Source organism: Butyrivibrio sp. VCD2006 (assembly GCF_000423925.1).
In the GTDB taxonomy this organism is placed as follows: Bacteria; Bacillota; Clostridia; order Lachnospirales; family Lachnospiraceae; genus Butyrivibrio.
This window is the reverse complement of the sequence record NZ_KE384107.1, coordinates 29,427-52,512: the sequence shown is the minus strand read 5'-3', so window position 1 is coordinate 52,512 and position 23,086 is coordinate 29,427. Positions and strand designations below refer to the sequence as shown.

At 41.7% G+C, this 23,086-nt stretch carries 18 protein-coding genes; 17 read left to right on the top strand and 1 reads right to left on the bottom strand.

Annotated elements, in window-relative coordinates; genetic code table 11:
• The first annotated feature begins 6 nt into the window (after positions 1-6).
• The 14 genes from G586_RS0118865 to G586_RS0118800 all read left to right on the top strand — a co-directional run bounded on the left by G586_RS0118865 (position 7) and on the right by G586_RS0118800 (position 15,932).
• A complete protein-coding gene (locus G586_RS0118865; RefSeq protein WP_051204930.1) occupies positions 7-876 on the top strand; it encodes an alpha-1,2-fucosyltransferase in 870 nt (289 codons plus the stop codon).
• A gap of 13 nt (positions 877-889) precedes the next feature.
• Positions 890-2,713, top strand: a complete 1,824-nt coding sequence (locus tag G586_RS0118860; protein ID WP_026528956.1) for an ABC transporter ATP-binding protein — start codon at positions 890-892, stop codon at positions 2,711-2,713.
• Positions 2,682-3,878, top strand: coding sequence for a hypothetical protein (locus G586_RS0118855; RefSeq protein ID WP_026528955.1), 1,197 nt, complete (start codon positions 2,682-2,684; stop codon positions 3,876-3,878). Before G586_RS0118860 ends, G586_RS0118855 begins: the two co-directional genes overlap by 32 nt.
• Positions 3,829-5,238: a sugar transferase gene (locus G586_RS0118850; RefSeq protein WP_051204929.1), complete on the top strand. Its 1,410-nt coding sequence runs from the start codon at positions 3,829-3,831 to the stop codon at positions 5,236-5,238. The genes G586_RS0118855 and G586_RS0118850 overlap by 50 nt, the downstream gene beginning before the upstream one ends.
• A gap of 86 nt (positions 5,239-5,324) precedes the next feature.
• The gene (locus G586_RS25330; RefSeq protein WP_026528953.1) at positions 5,325-6,371 is read left to right on the top strand and encodes a glycosyltransferase family 2 protein; all 1,047 of its coding nucleotides are present in this window, start codon (positions 5,325-5,327) and stop codon (positions 6,369-6,371) included.
• Positions 6,368-7,411, top strand: a complete 1,044-nt coding sequence (locus G586_RS0118840; protein WP_026528952.1) for a glycosyltransferase family 2 protein — start codon at positions 6,368-6,370, stop codon at positions 7,409-7,411. Before G586_RS25330 ends, G586_RS0118840 begins: the two co-directional genes overlap by 4 nt.
• On the top strand, positions 7,408-8,802 hold the full coding sequence (locus G586_RS0118835) for a DUF3329 domain-containing protein (RefSeq protein WP_026528951.1): 1,395 nt from the start codon (positions 7,408-7,410) through the stop codon (positions 8,800-8,802). Before G586_RS0118840 ends, G586_RS0118835 begins: the two co-directional genes overlap by 4 nt.
• Before the next feature lie 211 nt (positions 8,803-9,013).
• Positions 9,014-10,225, top strand: coding sequence for a polysaccharide pyruvyl transferase family protein (locus tag G586_RS0118830; RefSeq protein WP_026528950.1), 1,212 nt, complete (start codon positions 9,014-9,016; stop codon positions 10,223-10,225).
• A gap of 2 nt (positions 10,226-10,227) precedes the next feature.
• On the top strand, positions 10,228-11,142 hold the full coding sequence (locus tag G586_RS0118825; protein WP_026528949.1) for an alpha-1,2-fucosyltransferase: 915 nt from the start codon (positions 10,228-10,230) through the stop codon (positions 11,140-11,142).
• Complete coding sequence (locus G586_RS0118820) at positions 11,106-11,993, top strand: DUF4422 domain-containing protein (protein ID WP_242832062.1); 888 nt, start codon at positions 11,106-11,108, stop codon at positions 11,991-11,993. The genes G586_RS0118825 and G586_RS0118820 overlap by 37 nt, the downstream gene beginning before the upstream one ends.
• A gap of 27 nt (positions 11,994-12,020) precedes the next feature.
• On the top strand, positions 12,021-13,037 hold the full coding sequence (locus G586_RS0118815) for a glycerophosphodiester phosphodiesterase family protein (RefSeq protein ID WP_026528947.1): 1,017 nt from the start codon (positions 12,021-12,023) through the stop codon (positions 13,035-13,037).
• A complete protein-coding gene (locus G586_RS23915; RefSeq protein WP_051204928.1) occupies positions 13,027-13,962 on the top strand; it encodes a LicD family protein in 936 nt (311 codons plus the stop codon). Before G586_RS0118815 ends, G586_RS23915 begins: the two co-directional genes overlap by 11 nt.
• A 3-nt stretch (positions 13,963-13,965) precedes the next feature.
• Positions 13,966-14,691, top strand: coding sequence for an IspD/TarI family cytidylyltransferase (locus G586_RS0118805; RefSeq protein ID WP_026528946.1), 726 nt, complete (start codon positions 13,966-13,968; stop codon positions 14,689-14,691).
• Between the two features lie 176 nt (positions 14,692-14,867).
• Entirely contained in the window at positions 14,868-15,932 is a 1,065-nt protein-coding gene (locus G586_RS0118800) for an NAD-dependent epimerase/dehydratase family protein (protein WP_026528945.1), read from the top strand.
• Positions 15,933-16,010: 78 nt separating this feature from the next.
• On the opposite strand, the gene G586_RS0118795 is transcribed toward G586_RS0118800, so the two are convergent.
• The gene (locus G586_RS0118795; protein WP_026528944.1) at positions 16,011-17,828 is read right to left on the bottom strand and encodes a CgeB family protein; all 1,818 of its coding nucleotides are present in this window, start codon (positions 17,826-17,828) and stop codon (positions 16,011-16,013) included.
• A 172-nt stretch (positions 17,829-18,000) separates the two neighbouring features.
• Between G586_RS0118795 and G586_RS25325 the strand changes: the two genes are divergently transcribed.
• The 3 genes from G586_RS25325 to G586_RS0118780 are packed head-to-tail and all read left to right on the top strand — an operon-like array spanning position 18,001 to position 23,071.
• A complete protein-coding gene (locus tag G586_RS25325; protein WP_051204927.1) occupies positions 18,001-20,997 on the top strand; it encodes a sulfatase-like hydrolase/transferase in 2,997 nt (998 codons plus the stop codon).
• Positions 20,998-21,020: 23 nt separating this feature from the next.
• Positions 21,021-22,265, top strand: a complete 1,245-nt coding sequence (locus G586_RS23905) for a CDP-glycerol glycerophosphotransferase family protein (protein WP_051204926.1) — start codon at positions 21,021-21,023, stop codon at positions 22,263-22,265.
• 14 nt (positions 22,266-22,279) lie between these two features.
• Positions 22,280-23,071 carry an ABC transporter permease gene (locus G586_RS0118780; RefSeq protein ID WP_026528943.1) on the top strand — a complete coding sequence of 264 codons (792 nt, stop codon included), beginning with the start codon at positions 22,280-22,282 and terminating at the stop codon, positions 23,069-23,071.
• Positions 23,072-23,086: the final 15 nt, after the last annotated feature.

Genomic DNA, 23,086 nt, shown 5'->3' with positions numbered 1-23,086 from the left:
GGAAAAATGATAATAATAAGAATGATGGGTGGTCTGGGGAACCAGATGTTTCAGTATGCTCTTTACCTTCAGCTCAAGGCTCTGGGTAAAGAAGTTAAGATTGATGATGTATACGGATTCAGGGATGATCCCCAGAGAGATCCGGTTCTAGAAGAGATGTATGGCATCACCTACGACAAGGCTACGGATGCCGAGGTTATTGATATAACCGATTCTCATCTTGATATTTTCAGCAGGATCAGAAGAAAACTGTTTGGCAGAAAATCCAAGGAATACATAGAGGAGACCGGAATTTTCGACCCGGCGGTTTTCGAGTTTGAAGATGCCTATCTTAATGGATATTTCCAAAGTGACAAGTACTTTAAGGATCAGAATGTTCTCGCGCAGCTTCGCAAGGAGTTTGTTCTTATGCCTGATGAAGTGTTTACTTCTGAGGAGAGCTGGGAGCTTTTCAGACAGATTCGTGAGACAGAGTCTGTGAGTATCCATGTGAGAAGAGGAGATTATCTTCTTCCGGGAACTGTTGAGACCTTTGGCGGAATCTGTGACACCGATTATTATAAACGGGCAATTGACACAATGGTTCAGAAGCATCCGGATGCTATTTTCTATGTATTCACAAGCGATAAGGAGTGGTGCGAGAAAAATGTATCCGGCAAGAAGTTCCGCATAGTGGATACCCGTGAGGAAAACGATGATGCGGCTGATCTTCTTCTTATGAGTCTTTGCAAGCATCATATTCTTGCAAACTCAAGCTATAGCTGGTGGAGTGCATGGATGAATGATTCACCGGAGAAGACGGTAATCGTGCCTAAAAAGTGGCTTAACACCAAGCCCATGGATGATATATACACTGATCGCATGACGCGTATCTGATAAAGGAAGTTTTATGAGTTTAAGTAATCCGAAGGAGAACAGGGCTGAGAGCCTTAATCTTCTTTCTAAGATCAATTATATTTTTGATAAAAAACAGAAAAGAATGCTGGTAGTTCTGGGAATCATGATAATTATCGGCGGTCTTTTCGAGACCCTGGGAGTAGGAATGCTGGCTCCTGTTGCAGAGGTTATTCTTGATCCCGAAGAGGTATTTAAAAAGATCGAGAATGTTCCTATTGTGAACAGGATGCCACAGATTCTCGGTCTTGATACCAATGCCAAGCTTATATGTGCGATATTGGTACTCCTGATCGCGATCTACATAGTTAAAAACATATATCTTTTGATATTGGTATATGTTCAGAACAGCTTTATCTCTAAAACACGTAACGATATGATTTCCCGCGTAATGAGGGAGTTTTTGAACAGGCCCTACGAGGATTATCTTGGAGCAGATATTCCGACTGTATTTCGAATAACGGATGGAGATATCCCCAAGACCTTTTCACTTATGCTGGCCCTTCTTAATCTTTGTACAGAGCTGGTTGTTTCAACATGCCTGGGCATTTTCCTTATTTATCAAAACTGGAAGATGGCGCTTCTTATCATGGTTGTACTAGGCGGTATGACGATTATTATCACAAAGGTTCTAAAGCCCAGAATGAATGATATTGGAAGGAAAAACCAGTCCATTGCATCAAGAATTGCCAAGTGGAGAATTCAGGCAATCTATGGCTTAAAGGAAGTTAAGGTATTAAACCGCGAGGATTTCTTTATAAGAAATTACTATGAGTCAGGTAAGATTGGTGCAGAGACTGACATAAGATATACATTCCTCAACAACACGCCAAGATCCCTTATTGAGACAGTATTCATGGTTTCAATTTTCGGGTTTATGATCTGGTTTATATCAAGCGGTGGAGATACCAAGGTTTTGGCGGCTCAACTTACTGTATTTGCTGTTGCTGCGGTCAGACTTATCCCCAGTGCCACACGTATAAATACCTATGTTACAGAGATCGCTTATGAGATGCCTGCTTTGGACTTTGTGTTTAATAATCTTTCCGAGTCCATGAAGTCTGATAAAAAGATGGCTGCTGAGAGAAGTGCCATCGCAGGACCTGCTCTTGAACTTAACGACAGGATTGAGCTTAAGGACATAACCTTTGCTTATCCCGATTCCGATAAGAACATCTTTAATGGCGCAGATATGGTGATACCGAAGGGAAAATCCGTAGGTATCATGGGCTCATCCGGAGCAGGAAAGTCCACAGTTGTGGATATCCTTCTTGGACTTTTGCATGCACAAAAGGGTGAGATACTCTGTGATGGACAAAACATTTTCAGTAATTATGAGTCATGGCTTGCTCAGATCGGATACATTCCGCAGAGCATTTACCTGATCGACGAGTCAATAAGAGATAATATTGCATTTGGTATTGATGCGAGCGAGATAGATGAAGAACGAATCTGGAAAGTTTGTGAAGAGGCTCAGCTATCGGAATTCATTAAGAGTCTTCCGGAGGGACTTGATACCAAGATCGGAGACAGAGGTGTGAGACTTTCCGGCGGCCAGAGACAGCGTATAGGTATCGCCAGGGCGCTTTATCACAATCCTGAGATCCTTGTATTTGATGAAGCGACAAGCGCTCTCGACAATGAAACAGAGGCAGCGGTTATGGAGGCTATCAACAGCTTCCACGGCAAGAAGACAATGATAATAATCGCCCATAGACTTAACACCATTGAAAAGTGCGACATGATCTATGAGGTCAGAGATGAAAAGATCGTGGAGACCAGTCTTGATGGAAAGATCGTTTATCACAAAGCTACGTAATATATGTTTATATGCGGCACTTACCATTGAGCTTCTTTTGATGATCTATGAGAGGAGCGTGCTTCCTCTTTCAAGCCCTAAGCTTGTATTTCGTGTCAGCTTCGTTTTTACGGTATTTGCAGTGCTGCTTACGAGGTATTCGGTAAAGCAATGGATATTCATCGGCATTGCCGTGGCAGTCAGCGTTTTAGGGTATAAGATCACAGGGAATAATGATCTTTTGAGGTTTTCCCTCTTTGTGGTAGCTTGTAAGGATGCGGATCTTAAGAAAATGCTTCGCTATTTTTTTGCGGTGACCCTTATCGGAAGCCTTGTGATTGCAGGAGCTTCGGTACTTGGTATAGCGGGCGATGTAAAGCTTATAGATGATTTTGGAAGAGAGGCAGGTTCCGAGGTCAGATATACCTTTGGCTTTGGACATCCGAACACTCTGCAGAGTGTAATCTTTTCCATTACTGTGCTGTTCATATATCTTATCAGAGATTATGATAAGACCAAAAGAAATGTTATAATGACTATTATCCTTGTCCTCAACGTACTTGTGTATTTTGTAACAGGTTCAAGGACAGGAATTATGCTTACGGTTTTTACTATAGTACTGGCATTTTTGGTATATCAGTTTGATGTGCTTAAGGAGTCAAAGCTTTTATACATGTTCGGAGCATTGTTTATAGGAGCTTTAGTGGCTGTGTCTGTATGGGCTGCAAGTATAAGTAAATTTGCAAGAGATGAGGAATATCCGTTTTACTATAAATTGGACAGGATATTAACCGGTCGCATACAGTCTCTTTATTACGATACTAAGCTGCATAAGGGGGCACTTGAGACCTGGAGTCTTTTTGGGGATGAATTCAGTGGAAACTCATTCTTTGATATGGGATGGGTCAGACTGTTTTACTGGTATGGAATAATACCTGCTGTCCTTATATTGTTAGTTGTATTATTTTTAATATATCGCTTATATCTGAATAGAGATTTTGGGGTGATGATCATGTTAATCTCTATCAGCTTATTTACTCTGGTAGAAGCGAGCTTCGTTTCTTCATTTATCGGGAGGAATTATCTGCTTCCCATAGCCGGGGTATATCTGCTTGGCGATATATGGGAGGAAAATCGTGCAGGGAAAAACAAAGTATCTGATAAATTACATACTATGGATAGCTGATATTGTATCCATAGTTGTTTCTTTTGTGCTTGCCACCTATATCCGTTTCCTGAATTTCAGGGACATGGAGGATAAGGCATTACACTTTTATGTGTGTATTGTTATGGTTCTGGTATGCACAGTCTATACCTTTGCTATTGATTCCAACAGAGGATTTTTAAAGCGCACGGTGTGGAAAGAGGGCACGGTTGTTTTTAAGTCTGAGTTTGTGCTAATTCTTGGAACAATCGCCATCGCTTATGCTCTGCAGCTTGCGCAGCCTTTCTCACGTCTAGTAATGCTATATTTCATCATTATCAATTCAGCATTGATGCTGGTATTACATCAGCTTTTGAAGCTTGTCCTGAAGCAGTATTGGAAGAGCGGAGATGCAGCCATCAAGCTTCTTGTGGTTTCCGAAAAAGAGATAATGATGCCTACCATCAGACACCTTCAGCACAGACTGGAGTTCAACTATTCAATAGAGGGCGCAGTTTGTCTTGATGAGGATATGGAAGGCGATGAGATCAGGGGAGTTAAGGTTATCGCCAATAGGGAGAATCTTATTGATGTTGTAACCTCTCTTGCAGTGGATGAGATCTTTATCTACACTCCTAACATCAGCCAGAAGGCGCTCAATGAGACTATTGCGGCATTCGGAGATATGGGTGTTACGGTACATTACTGCGTAGAACTTCCTAACATTGCGGGAAGTACCTCTGTGGGCAATATCGGTACATATTCAGTTATTTCATATATTCACGGAACAGAGAGATACAGAGCGCTCATGATAAAGCGTCTGATGGATATAATAGGGTCGCTTTTCGGACTTTTGATAACAGCTATTGTCACTCCTTTTGTGGCTCTTGCAATCTGGATTGATGATCCCGGCCCTATATTCTTCTCACAGGTGAGAATAGGCAGGAATGGTAGAAGATTCAAGATCTACAAATTCAGAAGCATGAGAACTGACGCCGAGGAGATTAAGAAAAAGCTTGAAGATCAGAATGAGATGAACGGTCTCATGTTTAAGATGAAGGATGATCCCAGAATCACCAAGGTTGGTGCGTTTATAAGAAAGACCAGTATAGACGAGCTTCCGCAGTTTCTGAATATATTTAAGGGAGATATGAGCCTTGTGGGAACAAGACCACCCACCGAGGATGAATTCGAGAAGTATAATCAGTACTACCGCAGAAGAATCAGCATGACACCCGGACTTACAGGAATGTGGCAGGTCAGCGGCAGAAGTGATATTGAGGATTTTGATGATGTTGTTAAGCTCGACCTTCAGTATATTGATAACTGGTCACTTTCGCTTGACATAAGAATACTTATAAAGACTGTCGGGGTAGTACTTTTTGGAAGAGGAGCACACTAAGAGATAACAAAACATAGCCTTCTCTCTGGGAAGATGGTGTTCACAGAGAGAAGGTGTCAGCGAAGCTGACGGATGAGGGGTACTTCATGCCGGAAAAATTAGTCAGTGTCATAATCCCTGTATACAACATCCGGGATTACATTAGCAACTGCATAGAAAGCGTTATAGATCAAACCTATAAAGACATAGAGATCATTCTTGTGGATGACGGGGCCAGTGATGGAAGTGAGAAGCTCTGTGATGAATATGCTTCAAGGGATGAGAGAATCCGTGTTATTCACAAAGCAAACGGCGGTCTTATGTCTGCCTGGAGCACCGGAGTTAAGGAAGCAACCGGACATTACGTCATGTTTATTGACGGCGACGACTGGGTCGACACGGATATGATAGAGAGTCTCCTTGAATATGCAGATGAGGGACTAGCGCAGTCCGGGATTACAGAGATAATCAGCAGCAATTATATCATCGAGAAAAAGAATGAGAGACGTAAGGTTTCTCATCCTATTGCTTCCGGCACATACGCAGGGCATGAGCTTAAGGATATCAGGTCAAGGCTCCTTGGTGAGGAGAACAGACCTGTGATAATGTCCAGGTGTATGAAGCTCATAACCCGTAAGCTTATTCTGGATAACATGGTATATTTGAATTATGACATCAGAATGGCAGAGGACGTAAATATTATGCTCCCATGCCTGCTTGACGTAGACAGGCTTACTGTTGTGAATGATGGATTTTTCTATCATTACAGAACCGTGGTCGATTCAATGGCCCACGGCTTTGATGACGGGCTTCTTGATAACCTCAGACTGAATTATGAAACCTTTTCCGGAATTATGAAGGACAAGGGCGTCGGCAACTGGAAGGAGCAGATGGACAGGGAGTATGTAAGGCTTTTGTTCGTTGTGATGAAAAACCTGCTCAGGGCAGATGTACCCGGATTGATAAATAAGGCTCGTGATATTTTCGCTACGGATCCTATAGCAGCATTAATAAAAAATACACCGGTTTCAGTATCGGAGAAATCAAATAAGCTGATTTATTTTTGTATGAAGCATCCTATAGCGCCGGTGGTGATTATTACGAGGATGATAATAAAGAGCTTTGACAGAGTCACAGCGGGGGCACTTTTATGAACAATTACATGGCATTACCACTAATCAGCATTATAATTCCTGCTTATAATGCACAGGATCACATTGAAGAATGTGTCTTGTCAGTGTGCAATCAGAAGGTGTCTTTAAAGGTTTCGGCCTGTCTTGCTCATTCCGGATCATTCATGGAGGTAATCATAATCGATGACGGTTCATCAGACAAAACTGCGGAAATCTGCGACAGATTATCATCAGAATATGCTTATATCAAGGTAATTCATGTTAAAAACGGCGGTGTGTCTAAAGCAAGGAATCTCGGACTTGAGAATGCCAGCGGAAGATATATCGCTTTTGTTGACGCAGACGATACTGTATCAGAGACCTATATATCCGACCTTTTGGAGTGTGCGATTGATAACGATGCAGCACTTGTTATCATGGATGGGAAAATAGTAACAGATGATGTCATTACAGGGCGCCGATATCTTGAGGACGGACTTCTCTGTGAAGACACACATGTATGGGGAAAACTCTTTAGAAGAATGGATCTCATAATCAATGGAGACCATATACGTTTTCCCGAGGGGATTACCATCGGTGAGGATATGTTGTTTTTTATGGAGTTTCTTATTGCCTTAGGCGACAGGAAATGCGTAAGTTGCATAGAGGGCAACGGATATCACTATAATCTTAATGATGACGGAGCTATGTTGAAGACATTTACGCCTTCTTATATGGATCAGATAATCTGCTGGGAGAGAGCAGGAGAGCTGCTTGTCACCATGACTCCTGAGGTATCGGTTGAAACGGTAAGACGCCTTTCTGTTATAAAGATAATGGCTGCTCTTTTGGTAGTAGGCAAATTTGCGAAAATCCTTAATATGAGTGAAAATAAGGACAGAGCTATGCTTATGGCCATGAAAGAAGAAGTTGTCACAAGGGCCTCCGGGATGATCGACAACGCCAAAGAAACTTCGGGCGCATATGGACGACTTTCTTTTGGATATAAGATCAAGGTATTTATATTTTCACTTAGCCCTGATCTGTATATGAAACTTTACGGACAATGGAAGAGCTTATGATTAGAGAGGAAAACACAAGAAAAAGACTGTTCATTTTTTCAGTTATAGTCTGCTTTGTGACCATTTTTATCTATGAGACGCTGACACCCATGCTCATGGATGATCTGCCATATAGCAGGGAGGTTGGAAGAGCCGGTAGCTTTTTCGACCTGTTTGCGCAGGAATATAATCAGTATATGACATGGATAGGTCGCTCTGTTGCCCATTTTATGCTCAGGGTATGCATGTATATTGATATGCATACACTTGGCGGAAGGGCCTTTTTCAATCTCATAGCAGCAGCGGTATTTACACTTCTCACTGTTTTGGTATATCTGAATATCGATAGCAAGATGCGGTATAACGTTAAGAATTATGCACTGGGAGTGCTTCTGATTTGGCTCTTTGGCATATCCTTTGGTGAGACGGTACTTTGGGAAGATGGTGCATGTAACTACCTTTTTACAACTACGATTGTAATGGCCATGGTGACTGCTTTCCGCAGAGCTTACAGAAAGAGTATTTCCGGTGAAAATGCCACGGGATTAAAGAAAACCCTTGGATTTTTCATATTGGGACTCATATCCGGATGGTGCAATGAGAATACAAGCGGCGGGTTGCTGCTTTTAATGATCATTCTTATCTGCTACTACAGGAGAGTTTTCGTATGGACCATATCTGCTGTTATAGGATGCGCTACAGGGCTTGCTTTCATGGTTCTGGCTCCCGGTAACAGGATCAGAATGCAGTACATGGAAGAAAAGCATGAAGGCATAATGGCTATAGCCGCAAGATCACTAAAGATCACGCTTGTTTTAAAGGAAGAATTTATGGTGCTTTTGATCGCACTTGCTATTCTTTTGATCTTTCTGTGGGTTCAGGGAAAACGCTTTGAAGAAATGAAAGAGATGCTTTTGTTCACATTCATTTTCTTTACTACTTCCTACTGCCTGGTTCTTACGGCTACGCCTCAGGATAGAGTGTTCTTTGCACCCGGGATATTCCTTATTGTTGCTCTGGTTCAGGGATATGCAAATATAGATCCCGGAAAGGAGGATGCCGAATCAATAAGATATGTGATCTTGGAGACTATGAAGCTTGGAATAGTAGCTGCAATGCTTATATATATGGCCTTTACTTATATTGAGTGCGGTGCCAACCTGGCACGAATAAACAGACTGATGCAGGAGAGATACAGTTATCTTGAAGAGAAGGCAGCCGAGGGCTGTGAGGATGTGGATATTCCGATGCTTTATCCGCAGTTCAGGAACAGATATACTGCAGCATACAACTGTGATGTCACCGATGATACCGACGGTGATACCTATTGGATAAATCAGCTTCTTGCTGAGTACTACGGACTTAAAACCGTGATGGGAGTCGACCCCGACATATGGGGTGAAGAGGAATAGCGTGACCATCGTGAGGTTAGATTAAGAAGATACACGCGAAGCTGATGAACAAAGTCTATGCCTTCCCCACTGGGGAAAGGTTTCAGCGAAGCTGATGAACAGAGTCTATGCCTTCCCCACTGGGGAAAGGTTTCAGCGAAGCTGATGAACAGAGTCTATGCCTTCCCCCTTTGGGGGAAGGTGTCAGCGCAGCTGACGGATGAGGGAAATAATGGAGAGACAACTGATTTTTTATATGCACGCGGGAAGCGGTAATCACGGCTGCGAAGCCATAGTAGATGCAACGCTTCATGCAATGGGGATCGTGGGCAGGACAGAAAATGAAATAGCACCTATCATCGTCACCAACAACAGGGAACAGGACTTAAGCTATGGTCTTGGCAAGAGGGTTTCCGATGGCGAGTGCAGCATCATTGAAGAGAGACATATAGCAGAGGATTTTATACCTCATGTTTTGTATTATGTATACAGGAAAATAACAGGAGATGCAGTTTCCTTTCTCAGATATCAGTTTAAGGATATTCTTACAAAGTCAGGAGACTTTGTAAGACCCATCGCAGTGTCAATTGGCGGGGACAACTATTGTTATCCCGAGATGGTGGGCGATCTTAAGCTTGCCCATGAGGCTTTTCTTGAAAAAGGAATGCAATCGGTGCTGATGGGCTGCTCCATCGAGCCCGACACCGTTTCTGATCTTAAGGATGATCTGATGAAGTTTGATCTTATAACTGTCAGAGAATCCATATCCTATAAGGGAATGATAGATGGCGGAATACCAGAGTCTAAGGTGAAGCTGTGCCCTGATCCTGCGTTTTTACTTCCGAGGGCAGAGGTTAAGCTTCCTACTGGTTTTGAAAAAGGAAATACTGTAGGCCTTAATGTGAGTCCTATGGTTCAGGGTAAGGAATCACGCCCCGGTATCACCATGGATAACTATAAAAACCTCATAAAGCACGTATTATCCATACCTGGTGAAATGAAGGTTGCGCTGATACCGCATGTTGTCTGGAAAAGTAACGACGATAGGAAACCCCTGCAGGAGCTATATGAAGAGTTCAAGGCTACAGGCAGGGTAATACTTATAGAAGATACTTCCGCACAGGAACTTAAGGGAATAATAAGTGCGTGCAGATTTTTCATAGGTGCAAGAACACATTCAACGATTGCTGCCTATTCGACATGCGTGCCCACACTTGTCCTTGGATACTCCGTAAAATCGAGAGGAATAGCAACGGACCTTTTCGGCACTGATGAGAACTATGTTGTGCCGGTGCAGAAGCTGGAGTCCGAGAATGATCTTGTGAAAGCCTTTGAGTTTATAGCAGCGAAGGAAGATGAGATCAAAATGAGACTATCTGAAATCATGCCTGAGTACAGCAAAAGAGCTGCCGATAATGTGCGATATATAAAGGAGTTAACCTGATAATGCTGATAATACAGATAGCCGGTGGTCTGGGCAACCAGATGCAGCAGTATGCCATGTACAGGAAGCTGTTAAGAGCCGGTGCGGATAAAAATGTTAAGCTGGATATAGGCTGGTTTGACGAGACCAATCAGAGCGGAGTGCTTGCAAAGAGAAAGCTTGAATTGTCATATTTTACGAATCTTCCCATGAATATATGCACTGATGAGGAGAGAGCGTATTTTAGAGACAGAAGTATCGCGAGGAAGGTTTTTGAGAAGGTGATTCCTTCCGCATCTAGGACATTCAGCGAGAGCTGTATGTATCATCCTGAGATTTATGAGCTAAGGGATAAGTATATCGAAGGCTATTTTGCCTGTCAGAAATATTATGATGACATTATGGATGAATTGCGGGACCTGTTTGTATTTCCCACTCATCCTGACACGGAGATAAATATTAAGAATATGGATCTTATGAATGAGATGGAGCTGACTCCCAGTGTAAGTGTCCATATTCGAAGAGGAGATTATCTGGATCCTGAAAATGCTGCTCTTTTCGGAAATATAGCCACAGATGAGTACTATGACAGTGCTATGGACTATTTCAGAGCACTTGATAAGGATACACACTTCTATATTTTTACAAATGATCCTGACTATGCAAGGGAGAGATATTCCGATCCCGGAAGATACACGATAGTGGATCACAATACCGGAAAGTACTCATTGCTTGATATTCAGCTAATGAGTCATTGCAAGGGAAATATATGCGCGAATTCTACGTTTTCGTTCTGGGGAGCGAGACTTAACAGGAGAAAGGACAGGATTCCTGTAAGGACACTGGTTATGAGAAACAATCAACCTGTCACTCCCGAGCTGATGCATGAATACTGGCCGGGGTGGGTACTCGTGGACAAAGATGGCAAAGTGCGGTAAAATTAGCATTTAGATATTGGTATAAGGAAAAGGAACAGGGGATGCCCGATATCAAGATAATAATCGCGACAACAAAAAAATACAGAATGCCTGATGATCCGATATATATGCCGCTGCAGGTGGGAGCGGGTATGAAAAAGGCGGCCAATACTCCGTATACTAAAGACAATACGGGTGATAACATATCCGAAAAGAACAGTAGCTACTGTGAACTTACCGGTATGTATTGGGCGTGGAAGAATCTCAAGGCTGATTATATAGGACTTGTTCATTACAGAAGATACTTTGCTTCTCCGGAATCAAGGGGAGAGGATGATCCGTTCAACAGAATCATTGGCGGTGAGGAAGTAAAGAGACTTCTGCAAAAGAGCAGTATTATTGTCCCTAAAAAAAGAAGATATTACATAGAGACACTGCAATCTCATTATGCCCACACACATTATGTAGAGCAGCTCGATGAGACAGGTAAGGTCATAAAGGAACTTTTTCCTGAGTATATGGAGTCATTTGACAGAGTTATGACACAGACCTCGGGACATATGTTTAATATGATGGTCATGCGCAAGGATCTCTTTGACAAATATTGTGAGTGGCTCTTTACCATACTTCCTGAGGTTGAGAAGAGATATCCTGAGAAAAATCTCGGAGCTTATCAGGGCAGATATGTAGGAAGAATAGCTGAGCTTATTTTCAATGTTTGGCTGGACTATCAGATAACATCAGGCTCTATTCCCAGATATCAGATACAGGAGCTGCCTTGCGTGCATATTGAGACTGTCAACTGGATCAAAAAGGGTGGAGCATTTCTTGCGGCCAAGATTTTTCATAAAAAATATGGTCACAGTTTTTAACTTTAGGGGACAAGTGAGAAATATATTGTGAATAAACCAGAAAAAGCTGCGACATTCGCATTAACATCATCTTACGGCATATCGCTTTTAAAAAGCGATGTGCTATCGTTTTTGTTTGCTCTGACTAATCATTTCACCAAGGATAATATAAAGAAAAGAGTTGCCATAGAAGCTGCTGTAGTAGTAATCGGTGCTTTGGTGGTAGCAGTTCTTGTTTTCTCGAATTTTCCCTTTGGCATAGGAACGGGCGTGAAGTTTTCAGATGAGGACCGGGCCGAGATAGAATATGTTCGCGAGGCTCTGGCTGCTGAGGGACATATAGTTCATGCCGCCGGATTTATAACTAAGGCTGACGGAGAAACGGTGAACTATACAAGCAGCGTGGAAGCATTGAATAACTGCTACGCTAATGGAAACATGTTCTGCGAGCTGGATTTTCTTAAAACTACGGATGGAAAGCTCGTTTGCGCACATTCCTGGAAGCAGTTTTATGATAACGGCGAAGCCCTTACTGAAGCGGTTTCCTTAGAGAAGGCACTGTCCTGTAAAATTGAAGGCGAGTTTACGCCGCTTGAACTGTCTACGCTTGTGGACTTTTTACGAGGTCATGAGAACTTCTATATCGTGACGGATATCAAAAAGGACTATAATGTAGAAGGTGCAAAGCTCATTGCGGAGGCTGCCCCTGATATGATGGACCGCTTTATAATTCAGGTCTATCATGAGCAGGAAGCGGGTGAGATGGAAGCTATGGGTTTTAAAAACATTATTTTCACGCTCTATCGCACCGAGGAGGAGGAGAGAACTCCTGAAGCGATCGAATATGCAGCCAAGCATCATGATTTCATCGCATGGACAGCCAAGAAGAGCTTTATAAGCAAGGAATTTGCTGAGGAGATAAAGAAGAACGGAGGAATCCTTTTTACGCATACAATAAATGACCCGGAGGAAATGAAGCAGTATATTGCCGAGGGAGTGGATGGATTCTATTCGGATGTTGCTTCTTGGGATGAAGTAAAAAAGGAACTTGAGAATGGGAAATAGTAAGGCCATAGGCGCCGATGACAGGCGACATTTTTTTAAAACAGGATTTCGCGGAGCGCCGGGCACATTTGAACTTAGCGACGAACAATTGAAAAAGCTTCAGGTAACACTTCTTGATATGCTTAAGGACTTTATAGAAGTGTTTGAAGAGGAAAAAATCTTCTACACCTTAAGCGGCGGATCAGTACTTGGAGCCATAAGGCATAAGGGGTTCATTCCCTGGGACGATGATATAGACATCAATATGCCAAGGAAGGACTACGATCGCCTAAAGGAAGTATTTGATAAGAGACTCGGAGACAGATATGTTCTGTGCGGCCCTGATTTCGGAAGGGGCTACGGAATGAGCCATGTTCAGATCAAGAAAAAGGGCACGGTATACAAGGCGTTCAACGAGCTAACGATGGAAGATACCGGAATATTCATAGACATATTTGTTCTTGAAAATACCTATGACAATGCGCTTTTAAGGAAAATCCACGGGACCTTTTGCTTGATGCAGGGATATATACTTACCTGCAGGAAAACAGCAGAGGACTGGGATGCGCTTAAGCCCTATCTTTCAGTGAATGAAGTGCTTAAGGAAGCCTTTGCAAAGAAGATGAAAATTGGCAGACTCTTCAAGTGGAGGAGCCTCGACAAAGTTGCAAAAAGGGTTGGATATTGGTATTCTTACTGTGGTCATAACGACTCGAAATACGTATGTATTCCAAGCGGAAGAAAGCACTATTTTGGCGAGATGTACAGACGTGAAGATATGTGCGAATCCCGCGAGGCGGTTTTCGAAGGCATGAAGGTCAGGATTCCAAAAGGAACCGAGAGGTACATGGAAGTTCTTTACGGACCGCATTATATGGATATTCCGCCTATAGAGGACAGAGAAATACATTCAGCAGTAGAGCTTGATTTTGGATCAGGAGGTTGAAAAATGGCAAATATTGCAATCATTATCGCAGGTGGTTCAGGACACCGCATGCAGCAGGACATTCCTAAGCAGTTTATCAATGTTTATGATAAGCCTGTGCTTATTTACACGCTCGAGGGCTTTCAGAAGCATCCTCAGATCGATGCTATTGAGCTTGTCTGCATCGATGGATGGCAGGATATGGTCTGGGCATATGCCAAGCAGTTCAATATCACTAAGCTGAAGTGGATCGTAGCCGGCGGCGAGAGCGGCCAGGAATCCATCAGAAACGGCGTTTACAACCTCGAAGGAAAGGCCAATGATGACGACATCATAATTATTCATGATGGAATCAGACCTCTTGTGGATGAGATGGTTCTTTCTGATGTAATAGTTGTCTGCAAAAAGCATGGCAATGCGGTTACATCACTTCCTTATAACGAGCAGATCTTTGTTGTGGACAATGAGGAAGAGGGAACAACTACAAAGTATATCCCCAGAGAAACATTGAGACGTGTGTCCACACCTCAGGCTTATAAGTTCGGCAAGCTTGACTGGGCATATCATGAAGCCTTTGAGAAGGAAATCGGAATCAAGGGAAGTGCCTACACCAACACAATGATGGTTGATCTTGGCGAAAAGCTCTATTTTGCTGCAGGATCAGACAAGAACATCAAGCTTACAACCAAGGATGACCTTGAGATGTTCAAGGCATACCTCAAGGCAGATAAAGATAATTGGCTTAAGTAATTTGAAAGAGTTAGAAATAATCAAAAATATTAACGACACCTCAAAGCGTAGCTTCGACAAAAAAATGCCTTCCCCCTTAGGGGGCGCAAATCGTCCGGGGGACGATTGTTTTGCGCGGACCGAAGTGGAACGGAGACAGGTGGCACGAAGTGCCGGATGAGGGGAACTGAGGACACATGAAATTACTGGAAAATAACCTATATCAGGAAGACATCAAACGCGTCGCAACAATGGATCTCCCCTGGGAGAAGCTCAGCGGAAAAACAATTATGCTTTCCGGAGCAACGGGACTTATCGGCAGCTTTCTGATAGATGTACTCAATTACCGCAATAATGAATTAGATAGTAAGACTAAAATCATAGCTCTCGGAAGAAACAAGGAGAGGATATATAGCCGCTTTGGTTTTTCCGGAGACACAGAGCTATTTAAGGCAATTGTACAGGATGTAAACGATGATCTTAATCCTGAGCTTTTAGCGGAAGATGCGGACTTTGTTCTTCACCTTGCAAGCAATACGCATCCGCTTCAGTATTCGACAGATCCTATCGGTACGATCATCACCAATATTATTGGTCTTCGCAACATGCTTGATTACGCTGCTGATAAAAAGGCTGAGCGTTTTGTTTTTGCTTCATCTGTTGAGATTTATGGCGAAAATCGCGGAGATACCGAGAAATTCGCAGAGGACTATCTCGGCTATATCGATTGCAACACAATGAGAGCTGGCTATCCTGAGAGTAAGCGCGCAGGTGAGGCTCTTTGTCAGGCATATAAGAAGCAGAAGGAACTTGATGTGGTCATTCCAAGACTTTCAAGAACCTATGGCCCTTCAATGCTTAAGACAGATACCAAGGCTATTTCACAGTTCATCAAAAAGGGCGTCGATAAAGAGGATATTATCCTTAAGTCAGAGGGCAATCAGCTTTACTCATATAGCTATGTTTCTGATGCTGTGACAGGACTTTTGTACTGCCTATTCTATGGTAAAAATGGTGAAGCATACAATATTGCAGATCCGGCATCCGATATCACTCTAAAGGATATGGCTGCGGCCATAGCCGACTATGTGGGTACCAAGGTAATCTTCGAGCTTCCCGATGCCACAGAGGCAGCAGGCTACTCCAAGGCTACGAAGGCGATGCTTGATTCTGCAAAGCTTAAGGAACTTGGCTGGAAGGCTGATTATGATATGAAGAGCGGACTTGTAAGAACAATCGATGTTTTAAGAACGCTGGACTAAATAAGAGAATATGAAGCTGATAAGGCAAGATTAGATCAAATAGAACTAAAAGTTCTTATAATGATTAAAAAAGATGGGTCAAAACTGACCCATCTTTTCTATTATTAGCTCTGCTCTGTTATCAAAGGTATGATTCTTTATTACATTATCATATCCGCTGGCGGCGATTTTATCTCGCTCATCTTTATGTGACAGGTAGTATTCTATCTTGTCATGCAGATCCTGTTTATCCTTATAGGTTACTACGCTATCGCCCAGCAATTCGTGAATTCCCGAAACCTCATCGCTGATAACAAAAGCACCCGCTGACAAAGCGTCAAAAATTCTGTTTGAGATGATTCCGTATTCGAGCATATCGTCCCAGTGATCATTAAGAAGTATCGCAGCATTGTGGTACGCTGTAGAGATTTTTGAATTATCATAGTATTCGGCTACAAGGTGCTCTTTTACCTGAGGATAATCATCCCAGTGTCTTCCATATACTTTAAGCTCATGATCTGTAGGTAAGAGGTCCTTAAGGATTCTGCGGAAAATATGTCTGCTGTTACCGATAAACAAAAGCTCGGGGGACATAGTACAGCCCTCCTCATTTTTCATGACCTCGGGATCCGTACACTGAGGCAATATGCAGGATGGAACAGAGACGTCACCTTCAAAGTGTTCTCTCATTTTTTCGGAAGGGTAGAATATGTAGTCAGCCTGCCTCAGTTCATCGTGACTGATTTCAGCGGGATGAGAGATTGGCCAGTACATAAGAACCTGATCATAACCAAGTGCGCTCTTGTAATAAGGCCTTAGACCTCTAAGAACAAGGACATATTTTGAATTTGATCTGTCATACCAGCGCTCGCGGGGAAGAATATTGGCCTTATAGCCCTTTTTCTCAAAGGATTTCTTCAAAGCTACGGCAAAATGATAATCGCCCCAGTTTTTTGTTGTTTCATTGTCGGGCATAGGTCCCAGGATATCTATGCTCTTTGGATCTAACGCGCAATTATTATCGGAGGCATCGGAACTTTGCCTTTTGACAGGTGTTACTCCTGTTTTGTCCTTAGATTTTTCAGATAAATCTCTATACCATCTGCCGCGGAAAACTTCTTTGTTGGTTTTCTTGGCGTCTGCATCAGCAGTTGCCGAATTGGCAGCACATACCGCAGCTCTTGAGAGTCTTGTTTCATAGCCCTTTGCATTTGCCGTGATACACAGATCGGATAAAGGAAACGTAAGATAATTCACATCATAAAAAATGGAAAAAGCTCCAATATCTTTAAATGTATTCATGGACATAAAAAGAAAATCCGTTGAAGGAATAAGCTCATTAGTGAATCCTTGCTTTTTTAGCCAATCAGTCTTTTGATTGTTTTTCGTTTTTATTGAGTACTCAGAAAATGAGCTGTTCTTTTTGGTGTGTTTTTCAGTAAAGAGACCTTCCTGCTTTACAAGGTATGAACGAGTAATTCCTGAAAGAGGAGAATAATAGGAAGGAATACCTATAACTCCGATATTGTCACTGCTCTTTAGCTCTGAAATAACAGACAGATCAAATCCGGAAGTGACATCATATATGTTGTTCAGCAAAAATACATAGTCAGAATCAGAGCTTATGATAGCATCGTTGATTTTTTTAAAGGTAAGCTCTTTTTTGGGAAAAGTAATGAGATTAAGCTTATACTGTCCTGAAAGACGGTCGGTTATTCTCTTTATTGCAGGTTCTGATACATCTGACCCCGGCATAAGTACAAGAGCGATGGACTCCTGCCCGGTTGCGGATGAATCTGCTTGGAGCTTTGCTGCGTATTTATCAAAGGTCTTGTTTTGAGAGCTTCGAAGCGATTTTGCGTAAATGCCAAATAACGGCATGATTACTTTCTTGACTGTTTTCTTGAATTTTTTCATTCTGAATTCGCTCTATTTACTTATTTATAGAGGCTTCCCCTTATTTATTATGTGAGAATATTATAGTTTAGAAATATGCAATTTGCATTATTATTTTGGTCGACTTGTTTTGTATAGCAATTATTGATAAAATAACTAGATTGTATAAAACAGGATTTTTGAGGATATTATTATGGGAAAACATAGAGGACGACTGAAAGCAGTAGGGAAAGCTCTGCTGTGGGTACTTATAATAGTTGCGGCCCTTTTTGGATTCAGTCTCAGATGGATGCTGACTACTTGGGGGGAGCTTACTTTCGAAGAGGTATTATATCAGCTTACTGCTTCACTTGAAGGAACAGGAAGCGGAATGATTCTTCAGTATGTGTTAAATAGTGTTGTGCCGACAATTGTTGTTCTGGTTGTTATACTTCTTTGCAGATTTGTTTTTTTGAAAAACAGTGATAAAAAGAGATTCATAATGCCGGTTTCCGCGATTTTATGTGTGGGACTGTTTCTTGTGATGTTTGTCATAACCTGCAGAAATCTGGGAGTTGTTCCTTATATTAGAGGGCAGCTGTTCCCGGGAACATTTATAGCTGATAACTACGTTAATCCGGACCATGTAAATATTGAGTTTCCTGAGAAAAAGAGAAACCTCATATATATTTTTATGGAATCAGGAGAGACTACTTTTGCCGATAAGGAAAACGGAGGAGCATTTGATCAGAATGTAATTCCGGAGCTGACAGCACTTGCTCAGGAAAATGAAGATTTTTCCGGGGATGATAATGCCATCAACGGAGGAGTTGCACTGTACGATACAACCTGGACAATGGCAGCCATTTTTGGTCAGACTTCAGGACTCCCCCTAAAGACAAGTCTTGGCCGAAACGGAATGGTTACGATGGAGAGCTTTTTCCCAAATATTGTCACAATGGGAGATGTGCTCGAGGATAATGGCTACAAGCAGGTATTCATGCTGGGATCGCCCGTAGTATTTGGCGGAAGAGCTACATATTTCATGGATCACGGAAATTTTGAAATGCAGGATTATTACTACATGCAGGATCAGGGTAAGATTCCGAAGGATTACTATGTGTTCTGGGGATTTGAGGATGCCAAGCTTTTCGATTTTGCAAAAGAGGAAGCTACCGAGCTGGCTAAGGGAGATGAGCCCTTTAACCTTACACTTCTCACGGTTGATACCCACTTCGAAGACGGTTATGTATGTGAGGATTGCGGAAATGAATTCGACGATCAGTACTCAAATGTATATGCCTGCTCAAGTAAGAAGATAAGCGAGTTTGTTAAATGGGTACAGCAGCAGGACTTTTATGAGGATACTTCTATTGTAATAGTCGGTGACCACCCCACGATGGATCTTAACTATTGCAACAATGTGGATTCTTCATATCAGAGAAAGGTCTATACGACCTTTATAAATTCAGCTGTAGAGCCCGAGCGCAACGACAGAAGAGAGTACTCAACCTTTGATATGTTTCCGACCGCAATCGCATCTCTTGGCGCTACGATTCCCGGTGACAGACTTGGTCTTGGAACTAATCTGTTTTCTTCAGAGGAGACGCTTTTAGAGAAATATGGTAAAAACTCTTTCAATACGTATCTGCAGGAGAAGTCCGTATTTTTGGATGAACTGATGGATACAGGTGAAAAGGATTTTGTTAAGTTCCAGAGAACCTACGATGCTGTTATTGATGTATCAAAGACAGATAAAGAGAACGAGCTTAGAGTAGAAATAAAGAAGATCTTAGGCCTGGCAGAGGGCATTGAATCCATGGATCTGTATATCTCATCCGGAAATGATGATGAGGCGAAGAAATACACCATGGACTTTGATGGCTTTACTACATATAGTACCATCATTGATACTTCGGAATTGGATGGCAATTATGGACATTTGAAGGCAGTAGCAAATGGGTCCTTTGGTGGCGCGACTGCGATACTTGATATGGAGACAGATATTTATCTGCTTTCAGAGACATATCTCAGCTTCCTTCATAAAGTGAAGGAATACCTGGATGAAGGAAAAGATATTACCGTATTGTGCGCGAGCCAATCCGCATCATCCACTGCCTTTAAGGAGTACGATCAGAAGGCCATGAATGAGCTTGGCTTTGAGACTGATTTTTCTGCGCTTGAAATGCAGAGCTTTTATGGTGTGATAGAGAATGGAACTGTAACCGAGAAGGTTAATCGTAACTACTTAACGTACAGAGGAAGCTTTAAGGACGGACTTGGCTATAAGATCAACAGTGGAGGCTATTTTGCCGGACGTGTGAGCCATATTATAGTAGAAGGTGTGGATTACACAAGGAACAGGAACGGCTTCAACTACTTCATCTATGATAATGAAAAGGGCAGAATACTAAGTAGTGACGGTTATGTTACACAGCTTAAGGATACCGATGTTGACCTTAAGATGGTCTCATATGACGAAGAGAGCAAGAAGCTTACTGTTGAGGTTTCAAAGATTATAGGTGTCAGGAAGTGGGATAGAAAAGATGATACTTCTATAAAGTTCTTCGATCCCGCTGATCAGAGTACTCTTAATTTTGAGAAAATGACATTGAACACGGATACTAAGATTTATACTGCAACTTTGGATCTTTCAAACTTCAAGAGTGACAGGATTCAATTTCAGATAAACTCTAAAGGTGATACAGGCAAGGTACGGGTTTCAGAGAGTTTGTCATCTCTGGAATATCTGCAGTATTATGATGTGGCACAGTACTTTGATTATTTAAAGAATAAGGACAACATCGCTGTGATCCTGGCAGACAAAACAAGTGGCCTTGAGGGTCTTGATGATGCTGCAAAGAATGGTCTTAAAGCACTTGGACTATCAGAGCCTGAAAATTTTGCAGGAGCTGCTGAATGCGGATATGCTGCTGTAGTTAGTAACGGTCAGGCTGAGGTTGAAATGCTTCAGGAGAGCCCTGCAAGTGAAGGTATAAATGATATTTCCGGTAAGCTTGCAGACGGAACAGAGTATAAAATTACCAGTAATGGCCTTCGTTCAGGTGATGACTGCAAGATAGTCATAAATGGTACAGATTATTCTCTGAACAGATTTGGACTTAATATAGTAGTGTATGATTATGATAAAGGAGAAGTGGTTGATACAGCTGTACTCAACGCAAACGGAGATTATATCATCAGCAGATAGTATAATGAGCGGGAGAAATCAAAATGCCGGCGCTTAAGTCAGTTTTTCATAAGCTGTTCAGGTTTTGTACGAGGAAGATAGTCTTTCCTCTGTACTATAACCTGAATACAATAAAACCATTGCAGGATGATAAGGTTGTTTTTGTGGAGCTGAGACTTCCGGAGCTATCTGACAGCTTTATTGAGCTTTATAACTATCTGGATGAAAACTATAACCTTGAACTCAAAACACACTTTATTAGGCATGGTTTTGACAGTAATTCAAAAAAATATAGAAGCATTTTCGCGTTTTTAAAGGATGCAGCCACTGCAAAGTACATCATTTTTAATGAGGCAGCTGATATATTCGGCTGTATGAGAAAACGGAAAAATGCACATATGCTTTGCACCTGGCATGGGTGCGGAGCCTTCAAAAAATTCGGACTTAGCACCAAGGACAAAGGCTTTGGTGATTCCGGGATTGAAGCCAAATTGTACCCCGGACATCCGGATTATGATATAGTGACTGTGAGCAGTCCCGAAGTAGTATGGGCTTATGTCGAGGCCATGGGTAAGGAAAACAGAAAAGAATCCATCAGACCTACAGGCGTAAGCAGGACAGATGTTTTTTACAGAAAAGATTATATAGACAAAGCTTTTGACAGACTCCATGAGCTTATCCCCGAATCAAAGGATAAGAAGGTGATGCTATATGCGCCGACCTTCAGGGGAGAGACAAAAACGGCACATACTCCGGAAGAGATTGATATTAAGCTGCTCTGTGAGAAGTTTTCTGATGAATACATTCTTTTAATAAAGAACCATCCGATAGTTCATAATAAGATTCGAATTCCGGATGAATGCAAAAGCTTTGCCTTCGATGTGTCAAAGTTTCTGACTACGGAGGAGGTTATCTGCACTGCGGATATTTGCATCTCGGATTACTCTTCACTTATATATGAGTATTCATTATTCGAAAGACCTATGGTCTTCTTTGCATTTGACCTTGATGCATATTTTGACAACAGAGGGTTCTATTACGACTATGACAGTCTGACACCGGGCCCCGTATGCAGGACAAATGATGAGCTGATAGGTGCTATAAGCGAGCTTACAAATAATTTTGAAAACTCTGAATACAGATCACAAATTCATGAGTTCAGAAATAAATTCATGAGTGCGTGCGATGGGCATGCAACTGAGAGAATAGTAAGAGAATTTTTTGGGAAAGATATAAGAAAGTATGGGAAAATGGGATTAAATCCTGATATAAGTTCCTATGCTAGGTAAAAAGGCGATAATAAATGATTAAACAGTTATTTAAAAAATGGATTAGAGTTATAAGACAGTATAAGTTCCTTTTCAGTGAACTTGTAAAAAGAGACTTCTCGCAGAAGTATAAGAGAACCTCTCTTGGAATGGCATGGAGCGTACTGTCACCGCTTCTTACACTGCTTGTAATGAAGATTGTATTTACAAAGTTTTTCAGCAGAAATATGGAGCATTACACAACATACCTCTTTAGTGGTAACCTTGTTATGGCTTTTTATAAGGAAGCTACCAAAAACGGTATGGATTCACTAATGAAGAACGCCAAGATAATTGAAAAGATAAATCTGCCAAAGTATTTATTCTTGTTGTCAAAGAATATTTCAGCGTTGGTAAATTTTGCGCTGACGCTGATAGTTTATTTCTTGTTCTGTATTTTGGATAAAATCCAGTTTACGCCGAAGATGTTCATGCTCATATTCCCTATAGTATGTCTTACTATAATGAATATAGGAATAGGAATGATTCTGTCGGCATTATTTGTGTTTTTCAGAGATATCAGGTATTTATACGATGTATTCCTGACACTTCTCACCTATTTGTCTGCGATATTCTATCCTGTTGACAGGTTTAGTACTCAGGTTCAGACAATGTTTTTACTAAATCCTGTATATGTAATGATCAAGTATTTCAGGACAATAGTTATAGATATGACAATTCCTTCCTTACAGTATCATGGACTTTGTCTGTTCTATGCACTTTTCTATCTTGCGCTTGGATCATGGGTATACAAGAAGTACAACAATGAGTTTATATACTACCTGTAAGTGTTATTTGGAGAG

Excerpts from the sequence above, each read along its gene's own strand:
- G586_RS0118865 (WP_051204930.1), top strand. The coding sequence starts at position 7 with ATGATAATAATAAGAATGATGGGTGGTCTGGGGAACCAGATGTTTCAG.
- G586_RS0118860 (WP_026528956.1), top strand. The coding sequence starts at position 890 with ATGAGTTTAAGTAATCCGAAGGAGAACAGGGCTGAGAGCCTTAATCTT.
- G586_RS0118855 (WP_026528955.1), top strand. The coding sequence starts at position 2,682 with ATGGAAAGATCGTTTATCACAAAGCTACGTAATATATGTTTATATGCG.
- G586_RS25330 (WP_026528953.1), top strand. The coding sequence starts at position 5,325 with ATGCCGGAAAAATTAGTCAGTGTCATAATCCCTGTATACAACATCCGG.
- G586_RS0118840 (WP_026528952.1), top strand. The coding sequence starts at position 6,368 with ATGAACAATTACATGGCATTACCACTAATCAGCATTATAATTCCTGCT.
- G586_RS0118835 (WP_026528951.1), top strand. The coding sequence starts at position 7,408 with ATGATTAGAGAGGAAAACACAAGAAAAAGACTGTTCATTTTTTCAGTT.
- G586_RS0118830 (WP_026528950.1), top strand. The coding sequence starts at position 9,014 with ATGGAGAGACAACTGATTTTTTATATGCACGCGGGAAGCGGTAATCAC.
- G586_RS0118825 (WP_026528949.1), top strand. The coding sequence starts at position 10,228 with ATGCTGATAATACAGATAGCCGGTGGTCTGGGCAACCAGATGCAGCAG.
- G586_RS23915 (WP_051204928.1), top strand. The coding sequence starts at position 13,027 with ATGGGAAATAGTAAGGCCATAGGCGCCGATGACAGGCGACATTTTTTT.
- G586_RS0118805 (WP_026528946.1), top strand. The coding sequence starts at position 13,966 with ATGGCAAATATTGCAATCATTATCGCAGGTGGTTCAGGACACCGCATG.
- G586_RS0118800 (WP_026528945.1), top strand. The coding sequence starts at position 14,868 with ATGAAATTACTGGAAAATAACCTATATCAGGAAGACATCAAACGCGTC.
- G586_RS0118795 (WP_026528944.1), bottom strand. The coding sequence starts at position 17,828 with ATGAAAAAATTCAAGAAAACAGTCAAGAAAGTAATCATGCCGTTATTT.
- G586_RS25325 (WP_051204927.1), top strand. The coding sequence starts at position 18,001 with ATGGGAAAACATAGAGGACGACTGAAAGCAGTAGGGAAAGCTCTGCTG.
- G586_RS23905 (WP_051204926.1), top strand. The coding sequence starts at position 21,021 with ATGCCGGCGCTTAAGTCAGTTTTTCATAAGCTGTTCAGGTTTTGTACG.
- G586_RS0118780 (WP_026528943.1), top strand. The coding sequence starts at position 22,280 with ATGATTAAACAGTTATTTAAAAAATGGATTAGAGTTATAAGACAGTAT.